Source organism: Enterococcus sp. 125944 (assembly GCF_051909435.1).
GTDB classification, from domain to species: domain Bacteria; phylum Bacillota; class Bacilli; order Lactobacillales; family Enterococcaceae; genus Enterococcus_D; species Enterococcus_D gallinarum.
The window spans coordinates 96,068-114,889 of the sequence record NZ_JBQASY010000006.1; the positions used below are offsets into that span (position 1 = coordinate 96,068).

Genomic DNA, 18,822 nt, shown 5'->3' on the forward strand with positions numbered 1-18,822 from the left:
AAGACTTTTCTATTTATTTAAAAAACATTCCGATATAATAAAGATATGTAGGGATACATCTTTGAAAGGAGTCCACCATGAAAATTACATTTCAACCAGTCCGATCTTTAGAGGAGATTCAAGAATTAGAGCTTGTCGTTAAGGAGATTTGGTCAGAAGTCTTTACACCTATCATCGGGTCTGCTCAAGTCAGCTATATGCTAGAAACTTATCAATCTCCAGAAACGATCCAACAAGAAATCAAAGAAGGCGCCGCTTATTTTATTCTTCGATTAGAAGATGAGATTATTGGCTACACAGCTTACGAAGAAGAGGCAGACCGTCTGTATTTGAGTAAACTTTATTTAACACCTGCTATGCGAGGAAAAGGCGTCTCCAGCAAAGTATTTGATTGGGTTGAATCTTTAGCCGCTGGCAAAACACTCTTTTTGAACGTCAATAAAGGCAATCAACAAGCGATTGCCGTCTACGAACACCGGGGTTTTGTCCGGGTCGGGGAACGAAAGGTTGATATCGGTCAAGGTTTTGTAATGGATGACTATATCTACGAAAAAACATTCAAACAATGAAAGACATAAGCTTTTTTCCATCGCTCAGTTTGTAGGAAGAAAGCTTATTTCCTATTAAAAAAACGTTTACACACCTTTTTAACTGTGTTATATTGTCCTTGTAAAGATTATAATGTTATAATTAGGAGGGCTAAAATGAATGGATTTGTAGGGTTTATTGAACAAAAGTTAATGCCAGTGGCAAATAAGGTAGGTATGCAGCGACATATGGTGGCCATACGTAAAGGAATCATTGCCACATTACCATTGACGATCGTCGGTTCCTTTTTCACGATATTATTGAATTTTCCTATTGAGTCAGTTGCAGCATTTATTGAACCATATCGTGAAGTTCTAGACATTCCGTTTCGCTATACTGTTGGTCTGCTTGCACTTTATGCGACCTTTGGTATCGCATCTTCATTGGCAAAAAGTTACAAACTAGACTCATTGACAGCAGGTATTTTGGCAACAATGTCCTTTTTGATCACGGCAGCACCACCAATTCGGGTTCTTGAATCGGTAGAAGGTGTGATCGATGCTGGACGTTTCATCAATGTTGCTAACCTTGGTTCTGGATCACTATTTGGTGCAATTGTCACAGCTATTTTGTCAGTGGAAATCTATCGCTTCTTTATTGTCAAAAATATCACGATCAAAATGCCTGATGGTGTACCCCCTGAAGTGACCAATTCCTTCATGGCATTGATTCCCGGGGGAGCGATTCTTGTTTTGTTTTGGGTCATTCGTCATATCATCGGTTTTGATATCAATGGCTTCTTAAGTAACCTTTTGATGCCGCTGAAAGATGTTTTAGCAGGAAACAGTTTGTTTGGCGGCTTATTGACAGTTTTCTTGATTTGTTTCTTTTGGGTTCTTGGAATTCATGGACCAGCAATCATGGGTCCGGTGATCCGTCCTTTCTGGGATATCTCGATTGCAGAAAATATGGAAGTTTTTCAATCATCCGGCAATGCGCATGAATTACCAAACATCTTTACAGAACAATTTCTGCAATGGTTTGTTTGGATTGGTGGGGCAGGAACGACGCTTGCGCTGGTTGTCTTGTTTTTATTCTCAAAATCAAACTATTTGAAACAATTAGGACGTCTTTCGATTTTGCCAGGTATTTTCAATATCAATGAACCGGTCATCTTTGGAGCTCCGATTGTGATGAATCCGATTCTTGGGATTCCGTTTCTTGTAGCACCTTTGATTACAACGACAATTTCGTACTTTGCTACGACGACAGGGATCGTTCCAATGATGGCTGCCCGTCTAGGATTTGCCATTCCAGCACCCATTGCTGCTTGGATGAGTACAAATTGGAGTGTTGCCGCTGGAATCTTAGTTGTGGTGAACTTTTTGATCACATTGGCGATCTATTACCCATTCTTTAAAGTCTTTGAAAAACAGCAATTAGAACGTGAAGAAGAACAAGCGACTCAAGAATGAAGGGTCTCTTTATCAAGAAGTCAAACGAGACGATGGGATAGGAGCAAAGAACGATCCATAAATGACAACCAAATGAGCTCTCTGGGAAATACCGAGTTCTTCTAGGTGAACAGAAACAATTCTACGGGATCATCCCAGTAAACACCTCAATCCCAGAGTGCTTTCTAGATGGTTCTTTTGAGTGAAGCAATTAGGGTTCATTTGTTGCTTAAACAGTGGTTCATGCGCGAGGATCCTCGTTTGATGATCGAAAGGAGACTAAGTGCATAAAATGATGCTGATGTATGCATGTTTATTATTTATCGGATTACAAATTTGGCTAACCAGACATGGAGCATTTATCCAGCAGATTCGCTTCCGCACACTGATAGCCGGATCCTTATTAGTATTAGTCATTGCCGTTATGCTATTTGGCAGGACAACGATTGCCCCGGTGATCTTGACAACACTGACTGTTGGTTGCAGTACGTTGCTGATCACAAAATTTTCTCAAATTGGTGCGCAGAAGGAGTGGACAAAATGAAAAGACAACTAGGAATCTCTATTTATCCAGACCACAGCAGTAATGACGAAGACAAAGCTTATTTAGAATTGGCTCAACGCTATGGATTTAGTCGAATTTTTATGAGCATGTTAGAAGTGACAGAAGGCAAAGAAATTGTTCGCAAGAAATTCTCAGAATTATTAAGATTTGCCAAATCACTTGGCTACGAAACGATTTTGGATGTTGCACCGGCAATTTTTGAAGAGCTGGAAATTTCTTATGATGATTTGACGTTTTTCCACGAATTGGGTGCGGATGGCATCCGCTTGGATTTAGGTTTTGACGGCAGCAAAGAAGCAATGCTGACTTATAATCCGTTTGGATTGGCGATCGAGCTAAATATGAGCAACGACGTCGCTTATTTAGACAATATTTTGACGTATCAAGCAAACTTGCCTTTCTTATATGGCTGTCACAATTTTTATCCTCAGGAAGGCACCGCATTACCGTATGAGTTCTTCGAAAAATGCAGCCAGCGTTTTAAAACCAAAGGAATTCGAACTGCCGCTTTTATCACTTCACAGTCTGGAACGATCGGTCCATGGGATATCAATGACGGATTACCGACATTAGAGATGCATCGGCATTTACCTGTAGAGATCGCAGCAAAACATCTCTTTGCAACAGGATTGATCGATGATGTAATCATTGGGAATGCCTATGCCTCAGAAGCAGAACTTGCAGCACTTGGCGCAATCAATCGTTACCAAACAGAATTTTCGGTGACTTTTACACCGGAGAGCACTTCATGCGAACGAAAGATCGTTCTGAAAGAGCAGCATTACCGTCGAGGGGACATTACTGATCGGATGATTCGATCAACAGAAGTCCGAAAAAAATACAAGCAATTTGATAACCCAGCCCACGATAATCTGGAGGAATTCCAACCTGGAGATATTGTGATCGGCAACGATGATTTTGGCAAGTACAAAAACGAATTACAGGTGGTGTTGACCCCTCATTGCGATCCGCGAAAAAATAAAGTTGGATCAATTGTCGCAGAAGAACGGCTGTTGTTGTCGTATATTCATCCGTGGACCAAATTTAAATTTACCGAGAGGAATGATTAACATGTTGGATATGATTATCCGCCAGGCACGTACACTCAATGAAGAGATTTTCGATATCGGGATCCAGCAAGGGAAAATTTGCCAGATCGCAAAAACGATCGAAGAATCCGCACAAAAGGAGTGGACACTTCTTCCGAATCAGTATCTTTCGGCAGGCTGGATTGATGATCATGTCCATTGTTTTGAAGAAATGAGCTTGTACTATGATTATCCCGATCAGATCGGTGTGGCAAAAGGTGTAACGACAGTAATCGATGCGGGGACTACTGGCGCCGAAAATATTCATCGTTTCTACGAATTTGCACAAGCAGCCAAAACGAATGTCTTTGCGCTTGTCAATATTTCAAAATGGGGCATCGTCGAACAAGATGAATTAGCCGATCTTTCTAAGATCAAGGGGGATCTGATCACAAAGGCCCTAAATGAATTTCCTGACTTCATCGTGGGGTTAAAAGCGAGAATGAGCAGGACGGTGATTGGCGAAAATGGCATCACTCCATTGAAATTAGCCAAAAACATCCAAAAAGAACACCCAGGCCTACCATTGATGGTTCATATTGGTTCAGCACCACCAGATTTGGCTGACATTTTGTCTTGTTTAGAGAAAGGTGACGTTCTGACCCACTGTTTCAATGGCAAGGAAAATGGTATTTTAGATCGTCAGTCAAATACCATCAAATCGTTTGTTTTTGATGCTTATGGCAAAGGTGTTGCTTTTGATATTGGTCATGGTACAGATAGTTTCAATTTTTCGGTGGCAGAAAAAGCCTATGCCGCCAATTTGAAAGCTGCTTCTATCAGCACCGATATTTATATACGTAACCGTATGAAGGGTCCGGTATATGATTTGGCTACTACTATGGAGAAATTAGCCGTTGTCGGGTATAGTTGGCAAGAAATCATCGAGAAAGTAACATTGGCACCAGCTCGTCAGTTTCAACTAAAAGGAAAAGGTGCCATCGAAGAAGAAATGGATGCTGATTTCACGATCTTTGAATTCAAAGAAGCAGCCAAAGTACTGATTGATTCAAATGGGAACAAGCGAAGTATTGATCGACAGATCATTCCGCTAAAGACTATAATTGGAGGACAAGTATATGACATTGAATCTGACTAAACTTGGCTTGAAGCAAGTCATCAATGCTTCTGGTAAAATGACGATTCTCGGTGTTTCTAAAGTGAGCGAAGGTGTCTTAACAGCCCAACGCTTTGGTGGGGAACATTTTTTTGAGATGAGCGAGTTAGCAGTCAAAACAGGGGCCTATTTGGCCAAACTACTTCAAGTTGAAGATGCTCAAATCGTCTCTTCAGCTTCTGCTGGAATTGCTCAATCTGTGGCAGCAGTCATTGGACAAGGCTCATCATTCCATCTTTACCATCCTTATTCAGAAAAGATTCAGCGTCGAGAGATCATCTTGCCGAAGGGACACAATGTGGATTATGGCACACCTGTTGAAGTGATGGTTCAACAAGGTGGAGGCCAAGTTGTTGAGGCAGGCTATGCCAATATGTGCTCTGTTGACCATATTGCTCAGATGATCAGTCCCCAGACAGCTGCGATTCTCTATATCAAAAGTCATCATACAGTACAAAAAAGTATGCTTTCAGTAAAGGAAACTGCTCAAGTCGCAAAACAGTCGGGCATCCCTTTGATCGTGGATGCGGCAGCGGAAGAGGATCTTTTCAGGTACATTCAGGAGGGTGCCGATTTAGTGATCTACTCCGGAGCCAAGGCTTTGTCTGGGCCAAGTGCTGGTTTAGTGATCGGTCGTAAAGAACTAATAGAATGGGTGAGACTGCAATTTAAAGGCATCGGGCGTTCCATGAAGATCGGTAAAGAAAATATGATGGGGCTTACGCAAGCAGTAGAAGAGTATCTGGCTGAAGGAAGTGAGTCTGGCGCTTCCATGAAGCATCGTTTGGAACCCTTCATCGCAGCGCTCAATCAAATTACTGGCTTGTCTGCAGATATCGTCCAAGATGGTGCAGGGCGAGACATTTATCGCGCCCGGGTTCGGGTCCAAAATGGGCCATCGGCGATGGAAGTGATCCAGAAATTAAAAGTAGAAGAACCAGCCATCTACACGAGAGAATATCAAGCAAATCACGGCATTATTGAATTTGATATTCGGGCAGTCACAGAAACTGAAATGCATGTGATTGTCAATCGATTAAAAGAAATCATGAATCCGGAGGAACCAAAAGAATGAAAAAATCCCCGACTTATTTAGAAGATCGAATTTGTTTAAACGTTTTAGCTAACTCAGTGGAAAACGCCAAAGAATGTTTTGAAGCAGCCGAAGGGAAAATCTTATTAGGCGTTCTTTCCAAAAATTATTCCACGGATGAAGCAGCGATTGAAGACATGAAAAAATACCAAGCAGAAATAGAAAATGCATTATCAGTTGGTCTCGGTGCCGGTGATCCGAATCAGAGCGAGATGGTCTCTCGAATTTCTGCTGTGTTGCAGCCGCAACATGTCAATCAAGTATTCACGGGAGCTGCAACATCTCGGGCGTTGTTAGGACAAGAAGAAACTATTGTTAATGCATTAGTTTCTCCGACAGGCAAAGTCGGCTTTGTCAATATTGCCACTGGCCCGTTAAGTTCACAGGAAGAACCCACTGAGGTTCCTCTTGAAACGGCGATTGCATTACTCAAGGATATGGGCGCTAGTTCAATCAAATATTTCCCTATGAAAGGATTGGCGCACAAAGAAGAATATCAAGCGGTGGCAAAAGCTTGTGCAGCTCATGACTTTTATCTTGAACCGACCGGTGGGATTGATTTGGATAACTTTGCAGAAATCTTGCAGATTGCTGTGGATGCAGGAGTCAAGAAAATCATTCCTCACGTGTATAGCTCGATCATTGATCCAGAGACGGGCGATACCCGTCCGGAAGATGTGAGACGATTACTGAAGATGATGAAAGATTCATTGAAGTAAGAGTGAAGGAGGAATTGTGATGCGAATCGGTGCATACGGTGAAGTCATGCTGCGCTTGACACCGCCTGAATATCGGACATTAGAACAAACCCATTCGCTGCGGATGGATTTTACAGGAACGGGCGTAAATATTTTAGGAAATCTGGCGCACTTCAATCTTTCAGCATCCTTATTGACGAAAGTACCAAAAAACCGTTTGGGTGATGCGGCCAAAGCGAATTTGCAAACTTATGGTATCAAGACAGAATTTATTGGTCAGGCACACAATCATATCGGCAGTTATTTTGCTGAAGTTGGTTTTGGCGCTCGCCCCACCTATGTGACGTATCAGAACCGCCGCGGTAGTTCATTTGGGGTTTCCGGACCTGCAACTTATCCCATCGCTGAATATTTAGAAACGATCGATCTTTTGCATATTTGTGGTATTTCGTTGAGCTTGACCGAAGAAACGTGGCAAACCGCGATAACATTGGCAAAACAAGCTACTTTGAAGAACATCAAAGTTTGCTTCGATTTTAATTTTCGTCCCAGTCTGAATTTGGAAGAAGGACAGCGAGAAATCTTAAAAAAACGTTACGAAGCGATTCTGCCTTATTGTGATTTGGTATTTGGGTCTGTACGAGATTTGCACGGTCTTTTGGGATTTGGTGAGCAGCTGCCTATTGATGGACTAGAGGAACAGCAAATCGTTCAGGCCTTTATGGCGCAGTACGGGATTGAATGGTTTACAGGAACCAGACGGATAGCCAGTGAAGACAAACAGTTTATCAGCGGGATGATCTACACTAAAGAAGAAACTGTTGAAACTGCACCTCAATTGTTACAAGTGCTAGATCGAATCGGTGCAGGGGATGCATATGCAGCAGGTATTCTTTTAGGATATGCCGAGAAATGGCCACTAAAAAAAACCGCGGATTTTGCTATCACCAATGCTGTATTGGCCCATACGATGTTAGGAGATGTTCCCTTGATTACACGGGAACAAGTAGAGCAAGTGCTAAAGAATCCTGGGGTAGATTTATTTCGTTGAGTATTATTCGCTAGGATATACAAAGCACGCGTAAACAATAATAAATCATCCAACAAAGAGCGTTTGATGGCGAATCAGTGACTGCCGTCAAAAGGGCTCTTTGTTGGATGATTTTTGTTTTATTCGACAGGTAAGAAGACGAACAACAAGTGAATGGATTGTCGAGGGGGATATCAAGCAGTCGTTTTCATTGATTATTGATTCAGGTAGCGTTCGGCTTTCTTTTCGGGAATCACCCAAAGAAGTAGAACGAGACTATCGAGACTGATCACAAAAAGCGGATGAATCAACCAGCCAAGGAGCAATGCCACAATGTTGACAAAAAGAGTAAAGGTTAATTTCTGATAGCGTTGAAATAGTTTCCTAATGGTTGGATTATTTTGGCTTTCCCGGCTTAATGCTCGTCCTAACAAATAATAGCTAAAATCAGTCAAGAAAATCACAGCACCATAGAGCATTTGAGGAGCGAGGGACAGCGGGTATTGACTGACCCACGAAGTAACAAAAGGAAAAAGCGACAACGAGAGTATCAGCAAATGATTGGGCCATAATGTCCATCCATCAATATGTTCAGCAACTTGAAAGAGATGATGATGATTGTTCCAATAAATGGCCAGCATCACAAAACTGATCAAATAAATGATAAACTGATGTTCGATGCCTAGAAACGCTTGAAAGGTATCGTTTTTTGGTTGGTGAAGTTCTAAGACCAGCAAAGTCATCACGATAGCAATCACTGCATCTGTAAAGGCCTCGATTCGGTTCTTTGACATAACATGCTCCTTTCAGAATAGTAAATCAGTGTTAGTTTACGTCAATAGATACGATTCGTCTATCAAAGAGAATTGCAATAAAAAAAGGACAGTGATATAAGATCAAAGCTAACTCAAAAGGCAACGGTGAGTATGCCTTTGTGTCTGAAACTTCTCATTGCGAGAAGCATTAGCAGTATCTTATTTCATCGTCCTAATGGATTATTGTTTGACAGTGAATGTCAAATCAAATTGAGAAGGGTGGATGTAACGAAATTTTGGTCCTTGGCTATCGTCGATGATCAATTCGATCAATTCGCTGTTGATTTTTTTGACCTCAGTGATTTGATGCCCTTGGTCGTCACAAAGTTCAATCACCGCTTCTGGATAAATTGATTTGAGCTGATTGTATTTTGTGATAAAGGCGTTGACGATAGCAGCAGACGCAGTCAAGTCAGTATATTCTGGCATATTCTTCCTCCTTATTTAGTAATCAAGAATGAGTGGATGCGTTTGTCTAGTTAGACTCTTTATCTAAAACACCATATAAAAATAAATCAATGGCCTGATAGAGTTCAGTTTCTTTCTCTGCTGAATCTAAGTATGAAGCAATGAGAATAAACATTTGGCTGACAATAAACTGATAGGAAAGTTCGTTTCGTAATCGTAGTTCACTTGTTTGAAAAAGGCGAATAAATGGTTGCTGATAGTTTTCTTTCCAAATCAAGTAGAGTTTTCTGGCGGTTTCTTCAGAGACGGTATGTTTGATATCATCCATCATTAAGTAGAAATTGAAAGGGTGACGTTTTTGCAGAAATCGAGCCATCCGTTGCAGTTTCTCTGCTAAGGAGTCATTGGGATCATTAACGATCTGATATAAGTTTTCAGATACATCTATCGCTAACCGCGCAAGAACACCGTAATAAATATCTTCTTTTCTTTTGAAATGATAATACAAATTAGGCTGAGTAATGCCTAACAACTCCGCGATTTGTCTTGTTGAAGTTCCTTTATACCCTTGTTGCATGAACAACTGTTCAGCCACGTCTAAAATCTCATCTTGCATTATTTTCACTCCGGTTGGTTTTTATCTGCTGTTTTACAGAACGTAATAAAAAAGCTTTTCTTTGGATAGAGACAGCATTTTTTTTGAGAAAAACCTGGTAATTTTTCTCACGAATGACCGTCAATAGTTCGCGATAGATCAATAAAGCAGCCATAAGCGCTTCCTGGCAGTCTTCATCGATCTGAGGCATCATGGACAAGGCTTCATCGTACAGTTTTTCTGCTAGCAGAGCTTCAAACTCCCAAAGCTGGATAAAGGATTCAGTGACCTTTTTTTGTCTGAGGTGTTGAATGGTAATCTCAAACCGCTGCATCGTTTCTTTTGGTAAATAAATTCGATTCATCGCAAGATCTTCCCCAATATCCCGGAGAATATTCGTTCGCTGCATAGCTTCCCCTAGCTTCTTGGCCGGTTCTTGGATCTTGCCTGCCTGACTAGATAAAATCGGCAGCAACATCAACCCGACACTTCCAGCAACAAAGTAGCTGTAGCTACTCAAATCAGCCTCCGTTTCAGGTGGCTGAAAATTTAGATCCATCCTCTGTCCTGCGAGCATATCATAAAATGGCTGGAACTGTAAATCATATTTCGCAAAGACAACAGAAAGAGCCCGCCATAAAGGGGCATCCAGGACCTTTCCGCAAGCCATTTGTCGTAACCCGTGTTCTAGTTCATTTAATTTAACGATGTCTTGATAACGATCGATGGCATCGTCTGCTTGCCGACAAAAGGCATAGACGGCAAATACGGAACGTGCTTTTTCTGAGGGTAATTGCGAAAAAGCACTGTAGAAACTTTTCGAATGTTTTTTGATGATTTGCTCGCAATAAGCAAAGTCTTCCTTATATCGTTCAAAAAGCGTGCTTTCCTTATTGATCATCTTTTAGTAACTCCTCTACGGCAAGCTTTGCACTTTGCATCACGATTGGGACACCGGCTCCTGGGTGAGTGCTGCTGCCACAAAAATACAAACCTTCTGCGTAAGCAAACTTATTATGAGGACGATAGTAATTGCTTTGAGATAATGTCGGTTTCAATCCGAAAGTCGCCCCGTTATAAGCGTTGTAGTGGTCTTTGAAATCTTGTGGTGTATAGTAGGTTTCAAAAACGATATGCTCATCGATATCGTTGAAAATCGTTTTTTCTTTTAGCGTGTGGATAATTTTGTTGCGGTAATTCGTGATTGTATTAGGTTGCCAATCATTAAACTTGGACAGCTCGGGAACTGGCACCAACACATACAAGCCTTCGTGACCCTCGGGTGCTAGTGAGGCATCTTTCAATGTGGGACGATAGAGATAAAAGGAAGGATCTTCTGGCAAAACACCAGTCTCAAAAAGGTCATCGACATTTTTTTTGAAGTCTTCGGCAAAGTAGATGCTATGCAAGCCATTGGCTTCATATTTTTTATCCAGCCCTAGGTACAAGAGAAAACATGAACAAGAATAGGCCATTCGGCTGATTTTTTTATTGGTGTATTTGCCCCGATTTTTTTCATTAGGAATCAATTCTTGCATCGCATAAGGAAAATCAGCCGCACAGACAATCGCATCTGCTGAATGGATGTGCCCATTTAGACGAATCCCTGTTGCTCGCTTGTTTTCAATGATCAGTTCTTCGATCGGTGAGTCATAATGAATCACGCCGCCTAATTCTTCAAATAAGCGAGCCAGCGAAGTCGCTAATGTATACATACCGCCTTTGATGAAATAGACGCCATAGAACAACTCGATCATAGGGATGATCGTATAAAGAGAGGGCCCTTGATAGGGAGAAACCCCGATATACAATGTTTGAAAGGCTAGCGACTTGCGCAAGCGGTCATCTTTAACAAACTTTGAGATCGAAGTGTAGGCATCGTTGAATGTTTTCAATTTCATTCCTGCCCAAAGGGATTGAGGATTATAAAAATCCCAGAATCCTCGAAACGATTTAGTGATGAAAGCTTCTTTTGCAATCACGTAGCGTTTATAAATATCTGCCAGAAAGGCGAAATAACCTTGGGCATCTTCTTCAGAAATCCCTTCTAATGTTTTAGTGAATTCAATCAGATCATTGGAAAAGGTGAGAGGTGCTTCATCAGCAAAGTAGAGCTGCAGCATAGGATCAACCTTTTCCATCGGGATATAGTCATCTGGATCGACACCGCATAGTTCAAAAATCTCGCGATAAATCTCCGGCATCATAACAATGGTCGGGCCGACATCAAATGTAAAACCAGCTTGCTTGATTTGGTTCATTTTGCCACCGGGCTGGCTTTCTTTTTCGTATAGTGTGACCGCATAACCTGCTTGTTGCAATCTGACAGCGGCGGATAGTCCTGCGACACCGCCGCCGACAACGATAATTTTTTTCATGAGAACTCCTTATCAAATATTTCTTGGCTTCAGATTAATCGTGTTGTGTTTTTGTGTGTTCTTTTTCCTTTAAGACACCGTCTTCCATTACAAGCACCCGATCACAATAATCAGTTAGTCGGGTATCATGGGTCACCATAATCGTCGCTTTATTTTTTTCCTTTGTTTCTTGCGCAAGAATTTTGACTACTTCATAGGCTTTTTCGGAATCCAGACTGGCTGTTGGTTCATCCGCCAAAATAATTGTTGGGTCATGATACAAAGCTCTAGCGATCGCCACCCGTTGACGTTCACCACCGGAGAGATCTTCGGGGTATTTGTTTTGCAATTTATCGATTCCTAATTGGGTAAATAAATCTTGGGCAGATTGGGTTTTATTCTTTTTGCTGACTTTGTCGACTAGTTTCAGTTGCTTTTTAACGGTCAAGAATGGGACAAGATTGGAAGCTTGAAGAATAAAACCGATCTCTTTGAATCGTAATTTGGCCCGATTTTTTTCTTTCTGGTCACTAAAAGGCTGATCGTTGATCAAAACTTCACCAGCTGTAGGTGCTTGCAATCCTCCCGCAATAGTTAAAAAAGTACTTTTACCTGAACCAGAGGGTCCAATGATGGCGACAAATTCTCCTTTTTCAACGGAAAAGTTTGTCTCTTTCAAAGCCTCAATCATCGTATCTCCATCTTTGAAGGTTTTCTTCACATCTTTAAATTCAATGGCACTCATTTTTATCCTCCTATCCAATAGCTTTCAATGGGTCAATTTTAACAATCGTTCTTACTGAGAAGAAAGCACCGACAATCGCAATCAAAATCATCAACACACTAATACCTGCAAAAAAGAGGCTGTTTACTTGAAAGGGCACAGCTTGCGGCAAGACCAACGCCGTTCCGATCGTCGCCGCTAATCCTACCAATACGCCCACCGTTGCTAAAAGGAAAGTTTGTGCGATGACAGAAAATGCGATGTAACGACTAGAAATTCCTTGTGCCTTCATGACACCAAAAATATCAGATTTCTGCATAGTCAAGACATAAATAAAGATCCCAATAACGATGGCAGCAATGACGATCAAGAAGCCGATCATAAACCCAAAGGTTAGCACTTGAGCACTATAACCAGGCAATTCATTGATGAAATCACTAATTTTGGTTGCTGTTAATTCATCCGGTACTTCTTCAACTGTTCCTCGCGTAACGATGGCATTGATGCGGGCTTTATCGCTGGTATCTTTTGTTTCAAAGCGAATTTCTTGATAGGCACCAATCGTCGTGTAGAGAACAGGTGCGACATTGAAGCGAGCATTTTCTGTAAAGCCGACGATCTTCAGTTTCTTTTCATTGCCGGCTAATTTGACGGTATCGCCGATCTTAATGTCGTATTCCTCTTTCAAACTGCTGTCAGCAACTGCCTCATCGTCGTTCGCGAAAAGTTCGCCTTCCGTGAGTTTAGGAGCCAAGAATTGATCTGGTTCGATCCCAAAAAAGCTGACATCAACTTTTTCACCACCGGAATCCTTGGTGATCACACCCGCAGTTTGAGCCAATACAGCTTTCTCATCTGCTTTGACTTCATCATAGAGATTACGAGGGATCATGGACATATTCAAATTGTTATTCGCTTCCTCGGCTAATAAAATCTCTGATGCCGACCATTTATCGACAGCAGTTCGGTTTTCTTGGGCAAGACCATAGGCTAGCCCCGTCAAGAAAAAAACTAAGTAAGCGATCAAAAACATGACACCGGTAACCAGTGCATACCGCAATTTAGAATGGCGGATTTCATTTATTGCTAAAAACATACAACTTCCTCCTAGAAATTTTATCAGGTGATAAAATCAAGTTACCACATTCTTATTCAGCTGCAAAATTTATTGCTTTGGCATGGATTCTTCCTTCCTGCAAAGATCTGACAGAAAAGCTGAAAAAAAGCCTAGGAAAAGCGATAGAACAAAAATCCTGATACCTGGCAATCCATAGAGGAAACAGGAAAAAACTTGCAAGAGTGAACAATGCTTCGTCTCCTAATCACAATTAAGCGTTTCGTTTGAGTAGGAACAATCAATCCTGATAGACTAATAGTGGATATTTTTATGGAAAGAGGAGATAGAAATGAAACAGTATGTGCGTTTTGGTGTGATGATTTTAGTATCGACGGTCGTGATGTTTGGGATGATGTACCTGAATGTTTTTCAATGGGATCATATCTTTTATAGTCAGACTCGATTATTTATGGCGTTGATGATGGGGGCCGTGATGGCGATGATCATGCTCTTATTTATGTGGAAAATGTACGAAAATAAGAAATGGAATCTAGCGATTTTAGCTGTCAGTGTACTCGTATTCTGTGGTTCACTTTTCATGGTGCGCTCCCAAACGGCTGTTGATGATGTGAAATGGATGAAAGCAATGATTCCTCATCATTCGATTGCCATTTTAACCAGTACCAATGCTGCCATCAAAGATCCTGAGGTCAAAGAACTAGCGGATGATATTATCCAAACTCAAAAAGAAGAAATTGAAAAGATGAAAGAAATGATCGAACGACTAGAAAAATGAAACAAAGCCGGATCTTGACGTCTTAGCTCAAGAAGTCGGCTTTTTTCATTCGTTGTTCATAGCAATCAGAAAAAGCGCTGTTAAATTTGATCGGATCTGTGAGCATTTCATGGATCTCTGCTAAGCCTGCGATATTTTTTGAATAGCCGAGCCAAAAGGTCAAGTGATGGTGGGGACCGTATTTTTGCTGAATGTATTCAAATGCCTCTTGGCAAAGATTATCAGGATCAGAAAGACTCTTTTTTTCGATGGCAAAGTAAATCGTGCGTTCGAGAATCCGATAAAAATCAAGATCACGATCAGCTTCTGAAATGATTTTGCCATAGATGGATCGTGGCTCATAGGAGAGGGAAGCACGATGATCTTCGACGGCTTCTCCGATTATTTTACGCTGTTCTTTGGTAAAGTAATCCGCCAAAAAAGCATCTGATTCTACCATAGATCTTGAAGCGCGTTCATGATTTTTTCGTCCTTTTAATAGACCAAGATCATGAAAGACAGCAACAGTAGAGACAATGTCTAAGTCAACCGATAATGGGGCAGCGATTTCTATACTGTTTTCGAGCACTTGATAGACGTGCTCAGGGGAGTGACTTGTGTCTAATTGCTTGTATTGTGGAATGATTGTTGTTTCTAAATAATGCATTAGCTGTGGGTTGACCATCAAAAACCTCCATTGGCTCATTTCTTGTTTAGCAGACAAAAAGTCATCACAACAAAAGTCAATGCTTTATTAAGAATCAAAGCATTGATTTTTGTTGAATCAGCTACTTTCAGTTTAGCAAATAGGACCTATTGATAAAAGAGTCATCGCGATCAATTTGCTAGGAGGGGGTAAGTGAGAGAACACCATCTAACTTTTGGACGATTTCGTCTCGAAGGTGGTGGGTAATAAACAGGACGGTTTGCGGTTGTTGCAACAGTAATTTCTCGATCTTTTTAGCATTTTCTTGATCAAGATTAGAGGTTCCTTCATCAACTAACAAAATAGGTTTTTTCCATAGGAAGCCTCTAGCTAGTGCAAGACGCTGCAATTGTCCCCCTGAAAGATTACCACCTGTTTCGGTAAGAACTGTGTCTAACTGCTCAGGTAGTTGTTCAATAACTGCAAAGAGTTCCGCTTTTTTTAGCGCTTGCTCGATTTCTTCATCGGGAAAAAATTGTCCTAATGTCAGATTCTCGCGAATCGATGCTTGATAGACAAAGGGACGTTGATCAATAACTGTCACATTGTCTTGCAATTCTTCTAAAGGGAATTCTTTTATTTCCGTTTCTCCCAAGCGGATCGATCCGCTATAGTCTTTGCGCCGTCCAGTCAACAAACTGAATAATGTTGACTTGCCTGAGCCGCTTTCCCCCACGATGGCATACTTTTGTCCAGCTTTAAAAGTGGTTGAGAGATTGAACAACATTCGTTGCGGTTTTCCATCGGTCGTTTGATAACAATAAGAAGCTTGTGCCAACACAAGATCTTTTGCATCGTTTGTTTTTTTGCTGGGTAGCGAAATCTCATGCGCTGGCTTCTCATAAGCAAATGCATCGAATAAAGGGAATGTGCCTTGTATTTTTGACAGATAGGAACTGATATTTCCTAATGTATTAAAGATTGTCGAAGCAAGATTTCCTGTTGCTGTAATCGCTCCGATGGGAACGATTTGCAGAAAAGCCAAGTAGCCAGTAAAACCTAAGACACTCAATTGACCAGTCACATTGCCAATTCCGCCAGTTACAGAGACAGCAGCCATCACTTGTGCTTGTTTTAGCTTTGCGGACTGGATTCTTTGTGCGGAACCCAAGAGTTTATTTTTAAGAAAATCAAGACGCTGGAAATTTAGGAAAGTATCAAATCCAGCTAACAGTTCGTTGGTTTTACTCAAAAAAGCTTCATTTGCCTGAGCAGTAGCGACAGCAGATTGTTTCATCTTTTTTTGGAAGATTTTCGGCAACAAAAGCAACAAACAGGACTGACCTAAGGTGAGCACGATCAATGACCAATGAAATTGGGCTAATGCGATAACGGCAAATAGTGAAGACAATACACCTTGCATGACCTGATAGATATTGGCGAAGCCATCTGTTTCGATCATGGTTATATCGTTACTCAATTTTGATGCATAGTTGCCTACGGTAACTTTGTGGAATGTCTGATAATCACTGTATCGTAGCCGAGTCAATAATTGATCTCGCAAATAAAGGGACATCTTCTGAGATGTATAGGCTGTATAACGGATTTGCAGATAAATAAACATCAGAAAACAACTATAGGCTAAGACCATCCCTACAACACCTTGGATAAATCCTTTTTGATCGAATTGGATGAGACTGTTTAGAACCTGCACATTTTGCAAGCTGGCTATCGTTTGTGAAAGTGCGACTCCTGCCATTAAAAGCAGGACGACCCCCTGATTTTTCCAATGTACCAATAACACCTTTTTCATTATTTTTTTCTCCTTTCTTATTACCTTTCTTGATACCTTTATTGTAAAAGGGTAAAGTAAAAGCGAAGGAATAATTACATATATGTAAAGAGGTGCTGTGAATGGACTATGGAGCGACATTTAAGAAACTGCGTTTAGAAAAAGGGATTACTTTGAAGGAAGCATGTCAGCAAGGGATATCAAGTGCACAACTTTCACGTTTTGAAAATGGAAAATCAATGTTGACGGTCGATCAGTTTTTTACATGCTTGCAAAATATCAATGTGACGATCGAGGAGTTTCAATTTGTTGGGAAACAGACTTTTAAAGACCGTTTTGAAAAGTCTATCGAGCAGATGCAGGAGTATCTTAATACGAATCAAGAAGAGGCGGCTCGTTCGTTGGCACAACGTTTCTTTGCTGAAAGTCAGAGTCCGTATGATTGGCCGCAGTTTTTAGGCTGTTTCATTGAAGATGTACTCAATGCAGGAAATAATCGTCCATTCATTCATTCTCAAAAAGTACTCAGCTATCTCCAGCAAGTCAATAATTGGGGTGAGATGGAGTTGCGTTTGATCAGTATTTTTACCTTTGCATTGGACACAGAACAGATGGATCTATTGCTGAAAAGCATTTTGAAAAAAGCCAAGCTGTACCAAAGTGTTCCGCAAACCAATGCCCTTTATTATGATCTGTTGGAGAACTTTTTTTCTAAATATGTGTTTCACCGCAATCTTCCAGCAGCCAGAAAGATCCAGAAACTGTATCGGCAGAGTCTGGACGAACGCACAATTTTATTGCGCCCCAGAATCACCTATATTTTTAACCAAGGAATTCTTTTTTATCTGGAAAAACAACCAGAACAGGGCAATGGATGCTTTGACCAAGCAATTTCTTTAGCGAGAATTTTTTATCAGAAGGAAACCGAACACTATTTTGAGAAGCGGGCCAAGAATTGGCGGGAAAATTATCAAGATACGAATTATCGTGAGCTGACGATCAATCTGAATTTTTTTAATTATTAAAAAGGGGTTGACTTGGAGTTCACTCGAAGGCGTATGCTAGAAGTATCAATCTTAAGGAGGAACGACAATGGATTATGTAAAATTTGGACATACTGGATTAGAAGTCTCCCCCCTTTGTTTAGGGGCAATGGGCTTTGGTGATCCGAAAAGCGGCTTTCATGAATGGGTATTGGAAGAAACGGAAAGTCGAGAAGTCATCAAAAAAGCCCTTGATCTAGGAATCAATTTTTTTGACACAGCGAATATCTATTCCTATGGTGCCAGCGAAGAAATATTGGGAAAAGCGTTGAATGATTTTGCCCCACGAGATGAAATCGTCGTCGCAACCAAGCTCTATTCTAAAATGAAAAAAGCCCCCAATAGCGGTGGGCTTTCACGCAAAGCGATCTTTTTTGAAATTGAACAAAGTTTAGAACGATTACAAATGGACTATGTAGACCTCTACATTATTCATCGCTGGGATTATACAACACCGATCGAAGAAACGATGGAAGCACTTCACGATTTAGTGAAAACAGGGAAAGTTCGCTATATCGGTGCCTCAGCAATGTACGCTTGGCAATTTGCCAAAGCACAGGCGGTTGCGGATAAACATGGCTGGACCAAATTTGTTTCCATGCAAAATCATTTGAATTTATTGTATCGAGAAGAAGAGCGGGAAATGCTCCCCCTTTGTGATGATCAAAAAATTGCGGTCACACCCTACAGTCCATTAGCTGCCGGTCGTTTGACTCGTGATTGGGATGCACAAACGAAACGTTTTGCGACAGATAAAACAGCACAATCAAAATATGATCAGACCAAAGAACAAGATCAATTGATCGTTCGCCGTGTGGCAGAGATTGCTGAGACACGTCAAGTCAAACGAGCACAAGTGGCCTTGGCATGGCTATTGCAAAAAGAATCAGTCGTGGCACCAATCATTGGGGCGACAAAAGAAAGTCATTTACTGGATGCTTTGCCAGCCATTGAGTTGAAGCTATCCACAGAAGAAGTTGCTTACTTAGAAGAACCTTATCTTCCGCATGCGGTTGTAGGCGCCGATTGATTTTACT

20 protein-coding genes are annotated in these 18,822 nt (G+C 41.1%); 11 read left to right on the forward strand and 9 right to left on the reverse strand.

Features of this window, described 5'->3' with window-relative positions:
• Window positions 1–77 precede the first annotated feature (77 nt).
• The 8 genes from ACTFWY_RS07315 to ACTFWY_RS07350 all read left to right on the forward strand — a co-directional run bounded on the left by ACTFWY_RS07315 (window position 78) and on the right by ACTFWY_RS07350 (window position 7,594).
• On the forward strand, window positions 78–569 hold the full coding sequence (locus ACTFWY_RS07315) for a GNAT family N-acetyltransferase (protein WP_081131658.1): 492 nt from the start codon (window positions 78–80) through the stop codon (window positions 567–569).
• Between the two features lie 135 nt (window positions 570–704).
• Window positions 705–2,003: a PTS sugar transporter subunit IIC gene (locus tag ACTFWY_RS07320; protein ID WP_081131657.1), complete on the forward strand. Its 1,299-nt coding sequence runs from the start codon at window positions 705–707 to the stop codon at window positions 2,001–2,003.
• Window positions 2,004–2,274: 271 nt separating this feature from the next.
• Window positions 2,275–2,526, forward strand: a complete 252-nt coding sequence (locus ACTFWY_RS07325) for a hypothetical protein (RefSeq protein WP_216661509.1) — start codon at window positions 2,275–2,277, stop codon at window positions 2,524–2,526.
• Window positions 2,523–3,617, forward strand: coding sequence for a DUF871 domain-containing protein (locus tag ACTFWY_RS07330; RefSeq protein ID WP_138372082.1), 1,095 nt, complete (start codon window positions 2,523–2,525; stop codon window positions 3,615–3,617). The genes ACTFWY_RS07325 and ACTFWY_RS07330 overlap by 4 nt, the downstream gene beginning before the upstream one ends.
• 1 nt (window position 3,618) lies before the next feature.
• Window positions 3,619–4,734, forward strand: a complete 1,116-nt coding sequence (locus tag ACTFWY_RS07335; RefSeq protein ID WP_103299626.1) for an amidohydrolase/deacetylase family metallohydrolase — start codon at window positions 3,619–3,621, stop codon at window positions 4,732–4,734.
• Window positions 4,715–5,827 (forward strand): DgaE family pyridoxal phosphate-dependent ammonia lyase, encoded by a 1,113-nt coding sequence (locus ACTFWY_RS07340; protein WP_311828245.1) that lies wholly within the window; start codon window positions 4,715–4,717, stop codon window positions 5,825–5,827. Before ACTFWY_RS07335 ends, ACTFWY_RS07340 begins: the two co-directional genes overlap by 20 nt.
• Window positions 5,824–6,564, forward strand: coding sequence for a 2-dehydro-3-deoxy-phosphogluconate aldolase (dagF, locus tag ACTFWY_RS07345; protein WP_081131652.1), 741 nt, complete (start codon window positions 5,824–5,826; stop codon window positions 6,562–6,564). The genes ACTFWY_RS07340 and dagF overlap by 4 nt, the downstream gene beginning before the upstream one ends.
• Window positions 6,565–6,580: 16 nt before the next feature.
• Window positions 6,581–7,594 (forward strand): sugar kinase, encoded by a 1,014-nt coding sequence (locus tag ACTFWY_RS07350; protein ID WP_208774089.1) that lies wholly within the window; start codon window positions 6,581–6,583, stop codon window positions 7,592–7,594.
• Window positions 7,595–7,788: 194 nt separating this feature from the next.
• On the opposite strand, the gene ACTFWY_RS07355 is transcribed toward ACTFWY_RS07350, so the two are convergent.
• The 7 genes from ACTFWY_RS07355 to ACTFWY_RS07385 form a co-directional block, all read right to left on the reverse strand.
• Window positions 7,789–8,367, reverse strand: a complete 579-nt coding sequence (locus tag ACTFWY_RS07355; RefSeq protein WP_311828246.1) for a TMEM175 family protein — start codon at window positions 8,365–8,367, stop codon at window positions 7,789–7,791.
• Between the two features lie 201 nt (window positions 8,368–8,568).
• Window positions 8,569–8,817 carry a hypothetical protein gene (locus tag ACTFWY_RS07360; RefSeq protein WP_005471087.1) on the reverse strand — a complete coding sequence of 83 codons (249 nt, stop codon included), beginning with the start codon at window positions 8,815–8,817 and terminating at the stop codon, window positions 8,569–8,571.
• A gap of 46 nt (window positions 8,818–8,863) precedes the next feature.
• On the reverse strand, window positions 8,864–9,412 hold the full coding sequence (locus tag ACTFWY_RS07365; RefSeq protein ID WP_005471088.1) for a TetR/AcrR family transcriptional regulator: 549 nt from the start codon (window positions 9,410–9,412) through the stop codon (window positions 8,864–8,866).
• Window positions 9,402–10,292 carry a phytoene/squalene synthase family protein gene (locus tag ACTFWY_RS07370; RefSeq protein WP_138372079.1) on the reverse strand — a complete coding sequence of 297 codons (891 nt, stop codon included), beginning with the start codon at window positions 10,290–10,292 and terminating at the stop codon, window positions 9,402–9,404. Before ACTFWY_RS07370 ends, ACTFWY_RS07365 begins: the two co-directional genes overlap by 11 nt.
• Complete coding sequence (locus ACTFWY_RS07375; protein WP_311828247.1) at window positions 10,282–11,769, reverse strand: phytoene desaturase family protein; 1,488 nt, start codon at window positions 11,767–11,769, stop codon at window positions 10,282–10,284. Before ACTFWY_RS07375 ends, ACTFWY_RS07370 begins: the two co-directional genes overlap by 11 nt.
• Window positions 11,770–11,803: 34 nt before the next feature.
• The gene (locus ACTFWY_RS07380; protein ID WP_219644984.1) at window positions 11,804–12,493 is read right to left on the reverse strand and encodes an ABC transporter ATP-binding protein; all 690 of its coding nucleotides are present in this window, start codon (window positions 12,491–12,493) and stop codon (window positions 11,804–11,806) included.
• Window positions 12,494–12,503: 10 nt separating this feature from the next.
• Window positions 12,504–13,568 (reverse strand): ABC transporter permease, encoded by a 1,065-nt coding sequence (locus ACTFWY_RS07385; RefSeq protein WP_103299638.1) that lies wholly within the window; start codon window positions 13,566–13,568, stop codon window positions 12,504–12,506.
• Window positions 13,569–13,878: 310 nt separating this feature from the next.
• Here ACTFWY_RS07385 and ACTFWY_RS07390 point away from each other — a divergent pair, with 310 nt between their 5' ends.
• Window positions 13,879–14,325 (forward strand): DUF305 domain-containing protein, encoded by a 447-nt coding sequence (locus ACTFWY_RS07390; RefSeq protein ID WP_003126146.1) that lies wholly within the window; start codon window positions 13,879–13,881, stop codon window positions 14,323–14,325.
• 22 nt (window positions 14,326–14,347) lie between these two features.
• Here ACTFWY_RS07390 and ACTFWY_RS07395 read toward each other — a convergent pair whose 3' ends face one another.
• Both ACTFWY_RS07395 and ACTFWY_RS07400 read right to left on the reverse strand, forming a co-directional pair.
• Complete coding sequence (locus ACTFWY_RS07395) at window positions 14,348–14,989, reverse strand: HD domain-containing protein (protein ID WP_113849554.1); 642 nt, start codon at window positions 14,987–14,989, stop codon at window positions 14,348–14,350.
• Window positions 14,990–15,149: 160 nt separating this feature from the next.
• Complete coding sequence (locus ACTFWY_RS07400) at window positions 15,150–16,763, reverse strand: ABC transporter ATP-binding protein (RefSeq protein WP_003126148.1); 1,614 nt, start codon at window positions 16,761–16,763, stop codon at window positions 15,150–15,152.
• A gap of 101 nt (window positions 16,764–16,864) precedes the next feature.
• On the opposite strand from ACTFWY_RS07400, the gene ACTFWY_RS07405 reads away from it, so the two are divergent.
• Together ACTFWY_RS07405 and ACTFWY_RS07410 are read left to right on the forward strand one after the other, a co-directional pair.
• Window positions 16,865–17,767, forward strand: a complete 903-nt coding sequence (locus ACTFWY_RS07405) for an Rgg/GadR/MutR family transcriptional regulator (protein ID WP_103299642.1) — start codon at window positions 16,865–16,867, stop codon at window positions 17,765–17,767.
• Between the two features lie 67 nt (window positions 17,768–17,834).
• Window positions 17,835–18,815 (forward strand): aldo/keto reductase, encoded by a 981-nt coding sequence (locus tag ACTFWY_RS07410; protein ID WP_311828248.1) that lies wholly within the window; start codon window positions 17,835–17,837, stop codon window positions 18,813–18,815.
• Window positions 18,816–18,822: the final 7 nt, after the last annotated feature.